The organism is Kordia aestuariivivens (genome assembly GCF_014397005.1).
GTDB lineage: Bacteria > Bacteroidota > Bacteroidia > Flavobacteriales > Flavobacteriaceae > Kordia > Kordia aestuariivivens.
Window position 1 is genome coordinate 185,595 of the sequence record NZ_JACGWS010000001.1, and the last position, 17,665, is coordinate 203,259.

At 33.5% G+C, this 17,665-nt stretch carries 19 protein-coding genes and 1 tRNA gene; 14 read left to right on the forward strand and 6 right to left on the reverse strand.

Going from position 1 to position 17,665, the window contains the following annotated elements; all coding sequences use genetic code 11:
* Window positions 1-39 precede the first annotated feature (39 nt).
* Window positions 40-789 (forward strand): cyclase family protein, encoded by a 750-nt coding sequence (locus H2O64_RS00800; RefSeq protein ID WP_187560231.1) that lies wholly within the window; start codon window positions 40-42, stop codon window positions 787-789.
* Window positions 790-805: 16 nt separating this feature from the next.
* Here H2O64_RS00800 and H2O64_RS00805 read toward each other — a convergent pair whose 3' ends face one another.
* On the reverse strand, window positions 806-1,153 hold the full coding sequence (locus tag H2O64_RS00805) for a hypothetical protein (RefSeq protein ID WP_235982723.1): 348 nt from the start codon (window positions 1,151-1,153) through the stop codon (window positions 806-808).
* Window positions 1,154-1,450: 297 nt separating this feature from the next.
* The gene (locus tag H2O64_RS00810; RefSeq protein ID WP_235982725.1) at window positions 1,451-1,840 is read right to left on the reverse strand and encodes a hypothetical protein; all 390 of its coding nucleotides are present in this window, start codon (window positions 1,838-1,840) and stop codon (window positions 1,451-1,453) included.
* A 137-nt stretch (window positions 1,841-1,977) separates the two neighbouring features.
* Between H2O64_RS00810 and H2O64_RS00815 the strand changes: the two genes are divergently transcribed.
* The 10 genes from H2O64_RS00815 (at window position 1,978) to H2O64_RS00860 (ending at window position 8,214) form a co-directional block, all read left to right on the forward strand.
* Entirely contained in the window at window positions 1,978-2,238 is a 261-nt protein-coding gene (locus tag H2O64_RS00815; RefSeq protein ID WP_187560232.1) for a hypothetical protein, read from the forward strand.
* 103 nt (window positions 2,239-2,341) lie between these two features.
* Window positions 2,342-2,956 carry a DUF4230 domain-containing protein gene (locus H2O64_RS00820; protein WP_187560233.1) on the forward strand — a complete coding sequence of 205 codons (615 nt, stop codon included), beginning with the start codon at window positions 2,342-2,344 and terminating at the stop codon, window positions 2,954-2,956.
* Window positions 2,957-3,156: 200 nt separating this feature from the next.
* Window positions 3,157-3,294: a hypothetical protein gene (locus H2O64_RS00825; protein ID WP_187560234.1), complete on the forward strand. Its 138-nt coding sequence runs from the start codon at window positions 3,157-3,159 to the stop codon at window positions 3,292-3,294.
* Between the two features lie 75 nt (window positions 3,295-3,369).
* Window positions 3,370-3,741: an MmcQ/YjbR family DNA-binding protein gene (locus tag H2O64_RS00830; protein ID WP_187560235.1), complete on the forward strand. Its 372-nt coding sequence runs from the start codon at window positions 3,370-3,372 to the stop codon at window positions 3,739-3,741.
* A 13-nt stretch (window positions 3,742-3,754) separates the two neighbouring features.
* Window positions 3,755-4,030 (forward strand): DUF1272 domain-containing protein, encoded by a 276-nt coding sequence (locus H2O64_RS00835; RefSeq protein ID WP_187560236.1) that lies wholly within the window; start codon window positions 3,755-3,757, stop codon window positions 4,028-4,030.
* A gap of 151 nt (window positions 4,031-4,181) precedes the next feature.
* Window positions 4,182-4,592, forward strand: coding sequence for a response regulator (locus H2O64_RS00840; RefSeq protein ID WP_187560237.1), 411 nt, complete (start codon window positions 4,182-4,184; stop codon window positions 4,590-4,592).
* A 147-nt stretch (window positions 4,593-4,739) separates the two neighbouring features.
* On the forward strand, window positions 4,740-6,803 hold the full coding sequence (locus H2O64_RS00845) for a PAS domain S-box protein (RefSeq protein WP_187560238.1): 2,064 nt from the start codon (window positions 4,740-4,742) through the stop codon (window positions 6,801-6,803).
* A 1-nt stretch (window position 6,804) separates the two neighbouring features.
* Window positions 6,805-7,128, forward strand: a complete 324-nt coding sequence (locus H2O64_RS00850) for an Hpt domain-containing protein (RefSeq protein ID WP_187560239.1) — start codon at window positions 6,805-6,807, stop codon at window positions 7,126-7,128.
* Window positions 7,129-7,140: 12 nt separating this feature from the next.
* On the forward strand, window positions 7,141-7,863 hold the full coding sequence (locus H2O64_RS00855; protein ID WP_187560240.1) for a LytR/AlgR family response regulator transcription factor: 723 nt from the start codon (window positions 7,141-7,143) through the stop codon (window positions 7,861-7,863).
* A 126-nt stretch (window positions 7,864-7,989) separates the two neighbouring features.
* A complete protein-coding gene (locus H2O64_RS00860) occupies window positions 7,990-8,214 on the forward strand; it encodes a hypothetical protein (protein ID WP_187560241.1) in 225 nt (74 codons plus the stop codon).
* Here the strand turns inward: H2O64_RS00860 and H2O64_RS00865 are convergent.
* The 4 genes from H2O64_RS00865 to H2O64_RS00880 form a co-directional block, all read right to left on the reverse strand.
* On the reverse strand, window positions 8,211-9,311 hold the full coding sequence (locus H2O64_RS00865; RefSeq protein ID WP_187560242.1) for a DUF4407 domain-containing protein: 1,101 nt from the start codon (window positions 9,309-9,311) through the stop codon (window positions 8,211-8,213). The genes H2O64_RS00860 and H2O64_RS00865 overlap by 4 nt on opposite strands.
* 132 nt (window positions 9,312-9,443) lie before the next feature.
* Window positions 9,444-11,582 carry a M56 family metallopeptidase gene (locus tag H2O64_RS00870; protein WP_187560243.1) on the reverse strand — a complete coding sequence of 713 codons (2,139 nt, stop codon included), beginning with the start codon at window positions 11,580-11,582 and terminating at the stop codon, window positions 9,444-9,446.
* The gene (locus tag H2O64_RS00875) at window positions 11,579-11,950 is read right to left on the reverse strand and encodes a BlaI/MecI/CopY family transcriptional regulator (protein ID WP_187560244.1); all 372 of its coding nucleotides are present in this window, start codon (window positions 11,948-11,950) and stop codon (window positions 11,579-11,581) included. The genes H2O64_RS00870 and H2O64_RS00875 overlap by 4 nt, the downstream gene beginning before the upstream one ends.
* Window positions 11,951-12,313: 363 nt before the next feature.
* Window positions 12,314-13,702 carry a dipeptidase gene (locus H2O64_RS00880; RefSeq protein WP_187560245.1) on the reverse strand — a complete coding sequence of 463 codons (1,389 nt, stop codon included), beginning with the start codon at window positions 13,700-13,702 and terminating at the stop codon, window positions 12,314-12,316.
* Between the two features lie 111 nt (window positions 13,703-13,813).
* On the opposite strand from H2O64_RS00880, the gene H2O64_RS00885 reads away from it, so the two are divergent.
* The 3 genes from H2O64_RS00885 to H2O64_RS00895 all read left to right on the forward strand — a co-directional run bounded on the left by H2O64_RS00885 (window position 13,814) and on the right by H2O64_RS00895 (window position 17,499).
* Window positions 13,814-13,895: transfer RNA gene (locus H2O64_RS00885), tRNA-Leu, on the forward strand.
* Window positions 13,896-14,178: 283 nt separating this feature from the next.
* A complete protein-coding gene (locus H2O64_RS00890; protein WP_187560246.1) occupies window positions 14,179-15,705 on the forward strand; it encodes a tail fiber domain-containing protein in 1,527 nt (508 codons plus the stop codon).
* 216 nt (window positions 15,706-15,921) lie between these two features.
* Window positions 15,922-17,499, forward strand: coding sequence for a tail fiber domain-containing protein (locus H2O64_RS00895; protein ID WP_187560247.1), 1,578 nt, complete (start codon window positions 15,922-15,924; stop codon window positions 17,497-17,499).
* The last annotated feature ends 166 nt before the right edge of the window (window positions 17,500-17,665 follow it).

Genomic DNA, 17,665 nt, shown 5'->3' on the forward strand with positions numbered 1-17,665 from the left:
AACAGTAGAAGTTGAAAAATCATTTCCTATTTTTGCAGTATGATTTGCACTATTCAACGTAAGACCACAAAACATCAAATAGATTTATCAAAACCGTTAGATATTTCCATTCCATTACGCGCTTCTAAAGACAATGTTAATGCTTGGTATTTAGACGCACCAGAAATTTCGCCTATGCGCACAGATGAATGGGTTGGAAGTGTAAAAGAAGGCGGCGATGTCAACTTTAACAACATTTATTTCAATCCACATTCGCATGGAACGCATACAGAATGTGTTGGGCATATTACGGAAGAAGTATATTCTATAAATCAACAGCTAACCCAATTTTTCTTTCATGCCGAAGTCATTACGGTAGTTCCTGAAAAAAAAGATGGCGATCATGTGATTTCAAAAAAACAATTGCAACATGTGATCGGAAATAAAAAACGAGAAGCTATTGTGATTCGCACGTTGCCAAATTTTGACGAAAAGAAAAGCAAACAATATTCGCATACAAATCCGCCATACATAGAAGAAGCTGGCGCAGTATATCTTCGCGAAAAAGGAATCAAACATTTATTAATTGATCTTCCAAGTGTTGATAAAGAAAAAGATGATGGTGATTTGTTAGCGCACAATGCATTTTGGAATACTTCAGGTGATATTCGTATGGATGCTACCATTACGGAGTTTATATATGTTGCAAACAGTATAAAAGATGGCGCATATTATCTAAACATACAAATTGCACCTTTTGAGAATGATGCTTCGCCAAGCAAACCTATTCTGTATAAAATAGAGAAATAACTATGGAAGTAATTTATTATTTTCCTCTTAAATTTTTTTGAATTTCTTTACTGATTTGATCCAACGTAGGAAACGATTCTAACTTATTACTAAAGTCTTTGAGTTGTTCTTGTACGATACGCTTGATTTTATTTTCTAAAATTTCATCAATGGATTTTCCGTAATCGGGAAGTGGCTCTTTAGAATTTTTAATATTTATAGTCATATCTCCTTTTCCAGTAATTAACCATAAAGGATTGAGTTCTGGATACGTGTCGATTATACGCTCCAAAACATCACTTCCAACAGAAGCATTCGATTTAGATTGTTTACTAGTGTATCCATTGCCTACTTTTATTGAGATATCAAAGGCACGCATACTCATATTTTTATACTTGATAAATTCAATTATCCTGTCGATTATTTTCATCTTATGTCGAAATAAATCTACAAAAATTAACAATTTGTAGTGTATAGTTTTTAAAAGTTGGTAAAACGTCACTTAAACTGACAGTAAATCAGCACAAGCTTAGCAACTCGTAAATATACATAATTTAATAATACGTATAGCGTTTTTTCGGAAAAGACAGGAATTGTATACCGTTGATTCTCAATAGAATCATTTTTTATCGTGCAGTCTGACAGGAATAGTGATGAGTTTTGTTCTAGTAGAATGACCTTATTAAGATCCTAATTTTTTCTGAATCTCTAAACTAATTTCTTCGATTGTTGGAAATGTATCTAATCTTTCGTTAATTTTTTTTAGTTGTCTTTCGACAATGCGTTCAATTTTGTTTTCTAAAATGTCATCAATAGATTTTCCATAATCGGGGAGTGGTTCGTCTGTGATCTCTATTTCCAAAATCATATTGCCTTTTCCCGTAACTAACCATAGTGGATTTAAGTCAGGATACTCATCGATTATACGCTCCAAGACGTTGCTACCTACGGAAGCCCTAGATTTTGATTGCTTGCTAGTGTAGCCATTTCCCACGCCTATTGACGTATCAAACGTCCGCATGCTCATATTTTTATGATTCACAAAGAGGAGTATTCTGTCGATTATTTTCATCGTTTTTGGAAATTACTCTACATAAAATTTCATTATATAGAAAATAGTTTGTAATATTATACTGTCAGTTCTATGTTTTGTGGCATAAAATCGACACAAATATAACAATTACTAAATATATAAAGCTAAGAATAGGTATGATACGTAAAGAACAACGTAGAAAGCTCAAAGAAATTTTAGGATATCATTACACAGATGGCGTCCTAAAAATCTTAAAAGAAAAGAAGGTAACAAGTAGAAACGGAAAGCCGTATGGCTCGTCAATGATTCGGAATGTGTTTAATGGTCTTAATGAAAATGAAAACATAGAAAATGCCATTATAGAATTATTTATCCGTACACAAGAAGAGATTGAAGAAACTATCAAAGAAAGAAATCGAATATTAGGGATTTCATAATAGTTTGTTGCGCATAATTTTCTCTCTAAAATACATTTAACTAAAATTAGTTTAGATTTGTAGATGCAATAATTAGGTATGATTGTTGTAAATGTCTCAATATATGGATATAGTTTTAGCAGTATTGATCGGAGGAATTGTCTCTTATTTTGTATACGATTTCATCGGTAAAAAACAATCAGGAAAACGCACAAAGCATCAATCACATTTATTGCTTGATAAAATTAAAAATGTTTGCAAGCTAACAACGGTTGAAGGCGATTTTAGTGAAATTTATCATTACGAAGATAAATCGGCGCATTTTTTACGAATGATTTCAAGTAAAAAAAGAGCGCTTATTGTCATCAAGGCGAAAGCCAGTGTTGGGTATGATTTGAAGAAATTGCGACTACAAACTGATGTTGATAAAAAACAAGTTCGAATCATTCACTTTCCACAACCAGAAATTTTAACGGTAGAAACGGACTTTACCTACTACGATATAAAAGAAGGTTTGTTGAATAAATTCGGAGCAGAAGACTTAACAAAATTAAACCAAGAAGCCAAACAACACATCATTGATAAAGTGCCACAAAGTGGTTTGTTGGAAATCGCAAAAAAGGAAGCTTTAGACGCTATTTTAATCATCGAAAAAATTGTAGAAACGATAGGTTGGGAAATGGATTATTCAGAAATTACACTTCCGGAAGAAGATGTAACGTATCTTAAGAAAAACTAAAGACAAAACGTGAAATTTAAAATAGTGTAGTTGAATAACTTACGTGTTTGTACCTGAAAAAAACAGAAACCTCAGAAACAAAATAAAAGCTAGTCGGTTTTGTTATGTATTTCATCGATATTTTACATTCATTTAAAGAAAATAGGATCTATTTATAAGCATTGTTGCCGTATATTTGCAGTAACCTAAATAACAATAAGATGTCACTAATAGATAAAGTAGTTTATTATCTGAATGATGTTCTTGTAAGCTTGGATATTGCACCAACTCAAAAAACAGTTACAAAGCAAAAATCTAAAAGCAACACATCACCAAAAAAATCAGATATTAAGGCTTAATTCTTATACTACAAAATCAGTATATTAAAATCCGTATTCGAAAGTTTTTTATATCTTGTTTTCAAAACAATATGTATGAATATTGAATTGTTACGTCAATACTGTATTTCTAAACCTGCAGTTACAGAAGAATTTCCTTTTGATCAAGATACGTTGGTTTTTAAAGTTTTAGGTAAAATGTTCGCATTAACTTCTTTAAAAGGTTGGGAAGCTGGAATCGCTTCTGTAAATCTAAAATGCGATCCTGAAAAAGCAGTTGAACTTCGGGAGGAATACGAAAGTATCAAACCAGGATTTCACATGAGTAAAACACATTGGAATACGGTTGAACTTTATCATCGAGAATTTTCAACCAAATTCATTCAAGAACTTATCGATGATTCGTATCAATTAGTCATCAAAGGAATGACCAAAAAACAACAAGCAGAATTAGCAAATTATCAATAATTACAATCACGATATGTTAGAAATTCGACCAAGCTGTGAACATTGCAACAAAGACTTACCTTTCGATGCATCGGAAGCAATGATTTGTACGTTTGAATGTACCTATTGTGAAACCTGCGCGACAGAAATATTAAAAAGTGTGTGTCCAAATTGCGGTGGAAATTTTACGCAACGACCTATTCGTCCAAAAAGCTTACTAGAAAAATATCCCCCAAGCACAAAACGAGTACATAAACCTGCTAATTTATTGGAGCACTACGAGAAAATTCTTTCAACAAAAACAAAATAATCCAAAAAAATACAGCAGTAGTAAAACCGCTAAACTGTATTAAAAGGTCATTCAACCCTCTTAAAATTTAATTTAATCGAAAGAAGCAGGCAATCTCGAAGATAAAGAGGAAATTTATGAATTAATTGCTGATATTATAAGAAAACCTACAATGGAAAATCTTTCGTTTTTATTTATCGAAGATGACGAGATTGAAGTATTAAAGTTCAAAAAATCCATGAAAAAACTTGGATTTACGCACCGAATACTTGAAGCTAAGAACGGAGAGGAGGCGCTCGAAATCTTGAAAAAGAAAGAAGAGCTTCCTAATGTTATTCTATTGGACTTAAACATGCCAAAAATGAACGGACTTGAATTCCTGAAAGAACTCAAGGAAGATCAGCATTTGCGTTATATTCCGGCAATTATTGTAACAACTTCAAACAATCATCAAGACATGTTAGAAAGTTACAAATTAGGAATTGCAGGCTACATTATAAAACCTTTACGTTACGAAGATTACATACGCAAAATACAACGCGTAGTTGACTATTGGATGGTCAATGAAGTAATTAATTTCTAACGATACTACACACTTATTTTCTGTTTCTCACATTTTTACTCAATTCTAAACGTGTAGATCATCGGTTAATTTTCTTTTAAAACGAAAAATTATACGGAATTTAGTATATTCAAGCGCAAAACCCGAAGTCATCTAGATTTGCGTTCAATGAAAGAAACGATTCAATCCCTTAAGCAAGCGCTTCAGAACGAAAAGAAAGCACGCGAAAAAGCAGAAGAAATACTCTTACATCGCACAAGCGAACTGTTAGAAACACGCGAAGCTTTAAAAGCTAAGACACATGAGTATGATGTTTTCTTTGAAAATATATTGGACTCATTCATCGTCATGGACACCATGGGGAATGTCATTAAAATGAATGATGCAGCCGTAAAGCTATTTGGATATGACATCAAAGAAGAAGAATTAAATGTTGTCAATATTATTTACAGAGCTGATTTTGAATACGCAATGAATTCTTTTGCAAAACTCATTGAAGAAGGTTCATTTACAAACTACGAAGCAAGAATTTACACCAAAAGCAAAGAAGTAAAGTGGGTTCAAATCAATTCGAGTTTAATTCACAATGAAGAAGGGAGAATTATTGCAGCACAAGGCGTTGTGAGAGACATTACAAGTGCCAAAGAAAATGCTGTAAGCTTTGAAGAACAACGAGAACAGCTCGCCGCCATTGTAGACAATTCAACACTGGGAATTGTGTTGGCACAAGATCGTAAAATCATCAAAACAAATAATGCTTTCCAAAAATTAATGCAACAATCAGAAGAAGAATTGCAGGGAATTCCTTTGGGAGATCTTTCTTTTGAAGAAGCGCACGAAGAATCAAAAAAGTATTACGATCAAATGGTAGCTGGAGACATTAATAATTACAGTCTTGTAGAACGCTACAGACGTAAAGATGGTACCGCTTTTTTATCCAAAACAAAAGTAACAGCAGTTCGCGATAGTAAAGGAAACATAAAATACCAATTGGCATTAATTGAAGACGTCACAGAAAAAAATAAAAGGCGTTTAATTCTAAATACATTAAACAACCTAACGCGCTCTTTCATCGGAAAATTAACCATTCATGATATTGCTTGGGAAATTGCTAATGTAACAGCACATGACTTAGGATTTGAAGACTGTGTTGTCTATATAGTCAACAAAGAAGAAAAGGTCTTGGAGCAAATTGCTGGATATGGTGCTAAAGTAGATAAGAACAAAGAAATTATAAATAAAATATACATTCCGATTGGAAAAGGAATTGTTGGACATGTAGCACAAACGGGAAAAGCAGAACTAATTGGTGATACAAGTAAAGATGAACGTTATGTAGTTGATGACAAAAGGCGTTTCTCTGAAATAACGGTGCCAATTATTATCAATAGAGAAGTCGTCGGAATCATAGATTCTGAAAACTCAGCAAAAAACTTCTTTTCCAAAGAACACTTGCGCTTACTTAAAAATGTAGCAAACCTAGTGTCAATTCAGTTAACAAATGCAGTAAACCTAGAACGTACCATAGAAGCGGAAAGTCAAAACAAAGAACTTTTAGAAAACTTGAAGCGAAGTAATAAAGAACTTCACGATTTTGCACACATTGTATCACACGATTTAAAATCACCACTGCGAAGTATCAACGCGTTAGTGTCTTGGTTTCAAGAAGATTATGAAGAAGTGTTGGACGAAGGTGCCAATGAAACTTTTGATAAGTTAAATAACAAACTAGAACAAATGGACGCGCTTATTGACGGTATTTTGCGCTATTCTAGTGTAAACGATAAAAATATTTTAGTTGTCCAAAAAGTAAAAGTAAAAGAAGTTTTAGAAGAAATTAAAACAATTCTGTACATTCCTGAACACATAAAATTTAGTTATCCAGAAAACTTACCAACGATCAGAGCTGATAAAACACGCGTCAAGCAATTATTTCAAAACTTAATCAGTAATGCAATCAATTACATTGACAAAGAAGAAGGAAAAATAGAAGTGAAGTTCAGAGAATTGAAACAACATTGGAAGTTTTCAATTTCGGACAATGGTGTTGGTATTTCCAAAGCCTATCACGATAAAATCTTCAAAATATTCCAAACCTTAGACAAAAAAGGAAAATCTACAGGAATTGGGCTATCAATTGTAAAAAAGATTGTTGAACTTTATGGTGGTGAAATTTATTTAGAATCTGAAGAAGGAAAAGGAACCACATTCTTCTTTAAAATTAAAAAATAAAATGCAGTTAGATACCCCAAATTTATCCTACATAAAAGAACTTGCCGATGGCGATGCAGAGTTTGAAGCAAGCCTGATTACAATCCTAAAAAAAGAACTTCCAAAGGAAAAAGAAGCGTTTATAGAAAGTGTTCAGAATAAAAACTATCAAAATTCAGCCGAACATGTACATAAAATTAAACATAAAATTAGTATTTTAGGACTCGAAAAAAGCTATAGCTTTGCAATCTCTTTTGAGGAAGAGCTAAAAAAAGGAAATCCCAAGCGCTATGAAACGTTTCTTAGTATCCTGCAAAAGATGGAAGAATTTTTAATGAAAATATAAGCCTACCTACTTATGAAATGTATAATTGTAGACGATGAAGCTGCTGCAAGAGCAATAACAAAGCAATTGTGTAAAAAGATTGAAAAGCTAACAATTTCGGAAGAATTTGATAATGCAATTGATGCCATAAAATATCTCAACACAAACGAAGTTGACCTGATCTTTTTAGATATTCACATGCCAGCATTCTCTGGATTTGACTTCATTCAAACATTAAAAAATCCGCCACAAATTATATTAACAACGTCTGATCGGAATTTTGCATTGGACGCTTTTGAGTACGACTGTGTCATTGATTACTTAGTAAAACCAATTACGCCTGAGCGCTTTGCCAAAGCCGTTGATCGCATAAAAGATCGGAATGCAACAGTGGCAAAACCAGAAGAAACAACACCTTCGACTTCAGGAGACACAAAAGCAGTAGGCAATGATTTATATGTAAATATTGATCGTCGTTTGGTAAAAATAAACATTCCCGATATTTGCCTGATTGAAGCAAAAGGCGATTATATAAAAATCAAAGCAGAAGACAAAAACTACGTTGTACACTCTACACTCAAAAAAATAGAGGAAAAATTGCCAAGTCATTTATTCTTAAAAGTACATCGTTCCTACATTATCAATACCACAAAAATTGTGGATATAGAAGATAATAGTGTACTTATAAAACAAGATGTAATTCCTGTGAGTAGAGCCAATCGAAAAGAGTTAATGCAACGCTTAAATTTACTATAAGTTCAGAACATTTATACAAGCCTTAGTAGCTATTTAACTAGTTTTTAGAACATTTATCGCCATAAATACAAATTATTTCAAATAATTTTCTTACTTTTTAATTCCAAAATCTTAACCTATGCACCTATGAGATGGAAAGGAAATAAAAAATTCAAGGAAGTTTTTACAGAAGATGGTTACCATTTAAAGGCAGAATACTTCAATGAAAGTAAGTATTGGTGGATCGTTTACAAAAACGGTAAAGTGCTATACAGAGCAGTTGCTGATAGCGAATTTGCAAGCAGCCTCCAAATTGCACAAGCAAAAGCGCAACAGCGAATGATCAAACATTTAAAAAGTTCAATGGTTTAAAACTGTTTTTTCTGTAAATTAAAAAAAGCATCTGCTTGTAATTGCATTAACTCACGCGCTTTTTTGCGTTTGTAATTGTACACTTCGTCTTCTTCAGCAATATCAGCATATACTTTATTATTCAAGGATTGATCTGTTTGCAACAACGTTTTGCGTTGATGTACTTTTTGGGTAACCCAAGTTTTTACAGCATCTTCTGCATCTTGAAGCTTCAAATCATATTCACCTTTAGACGTAAACAATTTGGCAAAAATTGGAGACGTTTCGATCGCTAAGAACAACAAAAAGATAAAAAAGGAGGGAAGCCAAGGCAATTCGCCAAGCGCATTCACACGCGCCATTAAACCATCAAATCCGTCAATAATTGGTTGTGTGGTTGCTTCTTGTTCTTTCTGTTTCGCAATCAAATCTGCAATAGCGAGTTCTTTCGTTTCAATCTTTTTACTATTTTCAGCGCGCAAAGCTTGTAATTCCTGCAAAGCTGCATCATGCTTTTCACGTTTTTCTTTATACACAGGACCTTTTCCAATAATTTCAGTTCCTTTTCGTCCTTCTGCTTCCGCGATAAACGTCTCGTACAAATCATTTACCTCTTTTTCTTTGGTAATAACATCACCCTTTAATTGTGTAATTTCTTGTGAAACTTGTTCAATTTCGGGTGTAAATTGTAAAGCAATTTGATCTTTATTAGAAAGTGTGAGTTCGTTTTTCTGTTCCAACAACACTTGATTGATCTCTTTTTCAAAAATCTTCAACTCTAACGGTTTCGAAATCACAATTGCGATAATAACTGCTAAAATAATTCGTGGTGTGGCTTGTAAAAATTCGTCAAACTTATTCTCTCTTTTACGAAGTGTAGATACAATAAAGCGATCGAGATTAAAAATCAACAATCCCCAAATAAGTCCAAAGCCGACAGCGGCAAACGGATTATCAAAAACGGTATACAAAGCATAACTTCCGGCTATAAAAGCCATCAGCGCGGTAAAGAAAACGGTAGCGCCAATTCCTGCATATTTAGTTTGTTCGCCATCGCTACATTCACGTATGAGGTTGAGGTCAACGCCCGAACAGACGAGAAAAAATTGTTTCAACATAAGATGATTTTTTTTTGATTGATGATATAAGATGATACAATAAGAACGCAAAATGTATAGAAATGTTACAAAAAAAGAGCCTCAATATTGAGACTCTTTTATAAATTGTTTGAAAACGATACTAAATTTCAGCTATCCTTTCTTCTTTTTTTTTGCTGGCGGAGGCGGAGGCGGCGGAAGTAATTTTCCGTTTTTATCTACCAATTGACTTTTCTCGTTGTAAATATATTTGTAATCATTTTTTATTACGTAATAATGTTTCTTGCCATTAATCATCATGGTTTCTACCTTCTGACCTTTAATGTTTCGGTGCATTCTTGCTACGTCTGCAGTTTCTTGAACTGTTGGCGCATCAGGAATTTCAACTTCCTTAATCATAGGTTTTTTGGATGCTGGAACTTTTACCTCTTTTCCCACGACTACAGGTTTTTTTGGTGCTGGAACTTCTATCTCTTTTTCCGCTACTAAAGGTTTTTTAGGCACTGGTGGCGGTGGCGGCAATCGTATTTCCTCTCCAGAATCAGCTGTTATAATTGTAATATCATAAATTTTATTACTTTTTAAGATTGCAACCGCTTTGTTTACTAAATCTTTTGAAATAGCATTGTCATACCGAATTGAAGCTGTTCTCGATTTTTTATGTAGAATTTTAGCAAGCTCCAATTTTACAAACTTATCTAAACTATTTAGTTTACAGACATAGTCTTCATTCACTAGAAAATCTCCGTTTTTATTAATCATCACTACGATGTCTTTTCTATTTTGCTTCATGACTATTTCCGCTTTCGTAGGAATCTCCATTTCATTAGGACCACTTTTTTCATTTACGTAATTAATACCTAATTTATTAATCTCCGCAAGCTCTTGTTGTACAGTTTTTGTTTCTTTTTTAGCGCTTACTTTTTTCTTTCCCATAGGTTTTTTATATGAACCTTCTTTGGAATGTATAACAGCACGTTTACCTAACGGATTTGTTATTTCTCTTTTAAAGTCTTCAAAACCAGCAGTTGTGTACAAACGCATTTGATACAATTGCGGAAAACGTTTGCTTCTCGCATTTTTAGCCACACGACTTCCTGTGTAATGCACAATATCATGATTTGAAATTTCAGTGTTGTCAATCACCTTTCCATCCAACCAAATAGCAAAACCTTTTTTATCTTTCCAATCATTTAAAAGTTTAGCTGTTGGACGTCTTGCTACAGGTGTTTTTGGCGGCTGTCTTAAGTTTTCTTTTTGCTTGTTGGTGAGCTCCGTATACTTTTTTTTGACTTTATTTCCATCGGCATCTTCAAAAATAAACGTCACATTTTTATAATAATAATCTTTTGGATCTTCTTGCTCTTGCTGAACGATCGTTTGCGTTTTTATAGTTTCTATCAATTCCGCAGTTGCTTCTTTCGCTACCACTTTTGTGCTAAATAAAAATAGTGCGCCCATAAATATTGGAATTGTCAGCGAGGCAACGAGCCAAGCGCGAACACGAGATGTTTGTTTTGTCATCATTTGTAGTCTTTTTTTAGTTACAGAAAAATTTAAATTACTGGCCAAGTATAAGTTATGATTCCAACTTGCGTTATCGAGCAATAATTGTTGATAGGCTGGAATCTGAGTGTTTGATTTTAGTACAGCATCATCCGCTAAAAATTCGTGGTTGAGCTGTATTGCTTTTTTGTAATAGATAAGTAGTGGATTGAACCAAAATACAATCTGAATCAATTCAATTAAAATAATATCCAAGGTATGCTTTTGTGAAACATGAGCGAGTTCATGTGTATACAATTCATTCGCTATAGTTGAAGAATCATGCGCTTCTTTATCAATAAATATATAGTGTAAAAACGTATGTGGCACTACATTTTCTTTTAGTAAAACCAACGACGCTTTTTTGTAGAATGCTTTTGTGTTTTCGGCAATTTTTCGAAAGATTTTATAAATATTAGACGTAAATCGTGAAAAGAAAAACAAACCGCCAATAGCGTACAAACCTACTAAATAGAGCGTCCATGAAATTGGGTTCGAAGCTTCTTGTGGTGACATATTTAATGGCAATGCTTCTGTATTTTCAATAATTAACCCTGAATTGTTTTCTACTAAAGGAATTGCAACTGAACTTACCATAGGAATAAAAGGAACTATAAACGAAAAGCACAATCCAAACAGTAAATAATATCGGTTGAACACATATACGCGTTCGCGCTCAAGCAATACTTTGTATACTAAAAGTACCAATGCTAAGCACAATCCTGATTTTATAAGATACGTGATCATTTGTTATTGTCTTTTATTTGTTGATCGATAACCTTTTTTAATTCTTGTAATTCATCATCTGATAAGTTGGTTTCTTTTGTAAAAAAAGAAGCAAATTGTGACGCTGAATCATTGAAGAAATTCTTAATCAATCCATTCAAATGATTGGAAAAATAATCCGCCTTTTTGATTAATGGAAAGTATTCTCTCGATTTTCCAAACGTTGCATACGAAACATATCCTTTATCAGTCATACGTTTCAATAGTGTAGCAATCGTTGTTGTTGCAGGTTTTGGATTATTGTATTGTTCCAAAATATCTTTCATGAACGCTTTTTCAAGTTTCCATAAATGCTGCATTAACTGTTCTTCTGTTTTTGATAATTTCATTTTCAACTCATGTTTTTTGATTCTGATAAGGAATTTGCAGTTTACTATTTCGGTCGACATCGAACTAATAATTTGCTCATTTCTCAGGAATCCGTGCAATATTACTCTACAAATGTAGAACTAAATTTTGTATTCTACAAGTGTAGAGGTTAAATAATTTCAAAACCGCGTTAAGGATTGCAGTGAAAAGCCCGGAACGATAGTGAGGACTTGCAGCGGAAAGCCTGACCGCAAATGTTCATTGAGGTTTTCTCGAAATGAACATTTGTGGTAACGCCCAAAAACTTTATAATTTAAGAGGTTGAAACAAGTTTAGTACAAAAGAAAAAATCCGCACGAAGCGGATTTTTAGGTATTATTTTATTACTTAGAAAGTTCTGTGTAGTATTTGTAGAACAGTGGAATGGTTTCAATTCCTTTGAGATAATTGAAGATTCCAAAGTGTTCATTTGGCGAGTGAATTGCGTCACTATTTAAGCCGAATCCCATTAAAATCGTTTTGCTTTTTAATTCTTTTTCGAAGAGCGAAACTATTGGAATACTTCCGCCTGAACGTTGTGGAATGGCAGGAACGCCAAACGTCTCTTCATACGCTTTGCTTGCTGCTTGATAACCAATATTGTCAATTGGAGTTACATAGCCTTGTCCGCCATGATGAGGCGTTACTTTGACTGTCACACCTTTTGGCGCGATGTTTTCAAAGTGTGTTTTAAATAATTCGGTAATTTCTTTCCATTCTTGATTTGGCACTAAACGCATCGAAATTTTAGCATACGCTTTACTTGCGATGACCGTTTTTGCGCCTTCGCCAGTGTATCCTCCCCAAATTCCGTTAACATCTAAGGTTGGACGAATGGAGTTGCGTTCGTTAGTTGTGTAACCTGCTTCACCGTACACCGAATCAATATCGAGTGCATTTTTATATTCTTCTAGCGAGAAAGGCGCTTTTGCCATTTCAGCGCGTTCTTCCGTTGATAAATCTTCTACTTTATCGTAAAAACCAGGAATGGTAATGCGATTGTTTTCATCATGAAGCGAAGCAATCATTTTTGCTAATATATTGATCGGATTCGCCACAGCGCCACCGTACAATCCAGAATGTAAATCGCGGTTTGGACCTGTAACTTCAACTTCAACATAACTTAATCCCCGTAAACCTGTGGTAATAGAAGGTTGTGTGTTGCTAATCATTCCAGTATCTGAAATCAGGATAACATCGTTGGCAAGTTTCTCTTGATTGCGTTCTACAAACCAAGCTAAGCTTTCAGAGCCAACTTCTTCTTCGCCTTCAATCATAAACTTCACATTACAAGGTAATTGATTGGTTGCGTTCATCAATTCCAATGCTTTTACGTGCATGTACATTTGCCCTTTATCATCGCAAGAGCCGCGCGCAAAAATAGCGCCTTCTGGATGAATTTCTGTTTTTTTGATAATTGGTTCAAATGGTCCACTTTCCCAAAGTTCTAAAGGATCTGGCGGTTGTACGTCGTAATGTCCGTAGACTAAAACAGTTGGTAAGTCGTCAGAAATATGTTTATGTCCGTATACAATAGGATAGCCAGGCGTTTCGCAAATTTCTACATGATCGCAACCTGCTTTTTCCAAACTGGTTTTAATAACGGCAGAAGTATCAATGACATCTTGTGTATATGCTGGGTCAGCACTTATTGAAGGAATTTTTAGAAGTTCGATGAGTTCATCAATGAAACGATTTTTATGCGTTTCGACATAAGATTTTATAGTGTTCATGTAATATGTTGAATTTATCTATATACTCAAATGTACTAAAAAAAGAGGTAAAAAATAGTATCTACTTCCTTTGAATATTAAAAATGTTCTTTATATTTGCACCCACATTTTGCGGGTGTGGTGAAATTGGTAGACACGCTAGACTTAGGATCTAGTGCCTCACGGTGTGAAGGTTCGAGTCCTTTCACCCGCACAAAGCCAAAAGCTTCAGAGAAATCTGAAGCTTTTTTTGTTTGGTATAACTTATATAATTTTTAATGGATCGGTAAGCATTTAGTAAACTGTATCTACTGTTAAAAACTTATCGGGATCATTTAAACTTCTTTTCTGCGTAAATTCTACAATTACTTTTAGATGAATTTGAGTATTTAAAATTCATAGTTGATTTATAATATGTTCACTTTTATGGTTTTCCCGTAATTGATTATGATTTTAAATGCTTAATTTATAACATATTAACCAAATAAATTTAAAACATGAAAAAAATTACATTAATTTTTGCGTTACTTTTTAGTGCACTTTGCTTTTCTCAAAACCAATCTTTTGGTAGTGTGCAATCTTCAATCTTCAACCCAATCCCTCAACAATTTAGTGGGCAAGAAATTTTCAGGTTTAGGCCTGGTTTAGTAACTCAACTAGAAAAAGGAAACGCTTTTGATTTCAATAATAGTCGTTGGTTTTCTATTGGTCGCTTAAATACAGGGAGCCAAACTGTATATGGTTTACGTTTTCAATTGGAAAATAGAGCAATCACTATGGGGTATCAGGATTTATTGGATGTAAATCCAAGAATTCAATGGATAGGTGCTGGTTCTTCTTCAGGAACTGATTTAGAATTTAGAGCCGCAAATAGTTTTACATCAACAGGTTCTACATTAGTTGCCACGATGACTGACGATGGCAGAACCCTTTTTGGGAAGCCATTAACTACAAGCGAAACAAAAGTAGGTATTGATTATAGTGACATTGCTACCAACAGTAGAACAGGTATAACTGTGCAAAATAATACTACAGAAGGTAATTATTATACGATTACAGGTTACAAATCAATCAATAATGTTTCTTGTACTATAAAAACGGGTATGAGTATTCAAAGTGATGGTGGCTCTTATGGGAATACAGGTCTTAGTGTTAGCTTACTAGACGGATATTATAATACGGGAGTAAGTTCATCAGTGCGAAGCCAAGCATCTGGAGGTAGCTCTAATGGTGTAAGAGGAACTGTTTACGGACCTAGTGGTGTAACTCCTACTGGTTTTGGAGCAGGTATTTATGGTAGTTCAACAGCAAGTACAAATAGATATGCTGGTTATTTTAGTGGAAATGTGGTGGTTACTGGATCATTTTCTTCGGGTTCTGATCGGAAATTGAAACAAGACATTAAAACTGAGGAAAATATGTTGGAAAAATTAGCTCAGATAGATGCAGTATCATACACTTTTAAACCAAATGAGCAACTAAATCTTCCTTCCAATTTACAACATGGATTTATTGCTCAAAATATAGAAGAAGTTTTTCCAGAATTAGTTTCTACCATTACAAAACCTATTTTGGGTGAAAACAATAAGGAGCTTGGTATGTATGAATATAAAGCTGTAAACTATATTGGAATGATTTCAATTTTAACTTCGAGTTTAAACGAAATGAACGAAAAAATGGTTGCGCTTGAAAGTGAATTGGAAGATATGAAAAGACAAGTTGAATCTAATGGAGAAACTAAATTGGACAACCAGAATGATACTGGAGATGAAGGCTTTTCAATGGAGCAAAATAAACCAAATCCTTTTACAGATCAAACAGTGGTGAATTATACGTTGCCAAGCAACACAAAAGCAACGATTGCAGTTGTTGATTTATCTGGGAAGTTTATTAAGGAATATGATTTATCGAGTGAAAAAGGACAATTAGTGATCAATTCAGGTGATATAGGAAAAGGAATTTTTATCTACACTTTAATTTCAGATAATGAAGTCATCATCTCTAAAAAGATGATTATAAGATAATTTAAAAATCGTTAAGTTACAAAGCAAAAGTCGAAGTTCTAAACTTCGACTTTTTTGTTTGAGTAAAACATATAAAGTTTTGCGTAATTTTTATTCAATATGAGTATTTGAAATTTACAGTTAGCTTGTAACATACTCATTTTTACGGTTTCCCCGTAATTTTGTTTAACTTTTTTATATTATATTTAAACACAGTTAACCAATTAATTTTAAATTATGAAAAAAGTTACATTAATTTTTACGTTATTAATTACAGCAATTTGCTTCGCTCAGAATGAATCTTCAGGCACTATATCAACTACAATTACAACTCCTAGTCCACTATCAGGAGAAATTTTCAGGTTTGATTCTGGTATAGTAACCCAATTAGATTCAGGTGTTAGTTTTGATTTTGACAGCAGATGGTTTTCTTTAGGTAGACTCAATACGGGAACCCAAAATGTATACGGTTTACGTTTTCAGTTACCAGATAGAGCAATTACTATGGGATATCAAGATTTAGGAGATGCAAATCCAAGAGTTCAATGGATAGGAGAATCTTCTTTCTCAGGAACCGATTTAGAGTTTAGAGCTGCAAATAGCTTTAGTTCTACCAGTTCTACATTAGTTGCAACGATGACGAATGATGGTAAAACATTTTTCGGGAATCCTTTAAGCGCAATTGAAGCGAAAGTTGGTATTGATTATGGAGATGTTGGAAGTACTCGCACAGGTTTGATCGTAGATAATGTTTCTACCGCAAATGCCTATATAGCTACAGGATTCAAATCCATTAATAATGTTGGCGGGTATAGAAAAATTGGTTTGGATGTTTCAGGAACTAGTACTAGTGGAGCGGCTTACGATAATATAGGTGTTAATATTCGTTTAAACGGAGCATCTGTCAATAGAGGTGTAAACGCATCCGTAACGGGTAGTAGTACTGGAACTACCTATGGAGTTGCAGGATTCATTTATGGACCAAGTGGAACAACGCCAACTGGTTTGGGAGCTGCTGTTTATGGTAGTTCAGCAACAACTTCAAACCGATATGCAGGTTATTTTAACGGAAATGTGTTTACTACTGGATTGTATTTATCCTCTGACAAGAAATTAAAAACAGATATAGAAGATGAAAAAAATATTTTAAACAAACTAGCACAGTTAGACGCGGTTAACTATACTTATAAAGTAAATGATCAACTGAATTTACCTCAAGGATTACAACATGGTTTTATAGCACAAAATATAGAAGAGGTTTTCCCAGAATTGGTAACGACTATTAAGAAACCTATTTTTGATAAAGACAACAAAGAAGTTGATGTATATGAGTACAAAGCTGTAAATTATATTGGAATGATTTCTATTTTAACTTCGAGTTTAAAAGAATTAAATGAAACATCAACAGCAAGAATAAATGAACTAACTGAAACATCAACAGCAAGGATAAATGAATTAAATGAAAAAGTAGAAGCCCTAGAAAATGTAATAGAAAACATAAGAGATCAAGTTGAATCTAATGGAGAAACTAAACTTGATAACTTAAATGACGCCGAAGAAATGGGCTTTTTAATGGAGCAAAATAAACCAAACCCTTTTACAGATCAAACTGTGGTAAATTATACGTTGCCAAATAATGCCAAAGCAACAATTGCAGTGGTTGATTTATCAGGAAAGTTCATTAGAGAATACGATTTATCGAGGCAAAAAGGACAATTAACCATCAATTCAAGTGATATAGGGAAAGGAATCTTTATCTATACCTTAATTTCAGATAACGAAGTAATGATCTCTAAGAAGATGATTGTAAGATAATTTAAAAAGTAATTTTTACTTTAAAAGCCTTCAAGTCAAAAAGCAAAAGCCGAAGTTCTAATACTTCGGCTTTTTTGTTTGAGTAAAACGTATATAGTTTTTCGTAATTTTTATTAAATATGAGTATTTGAAATTTACAATTAATTTGTAACATGCTCATTTTTAT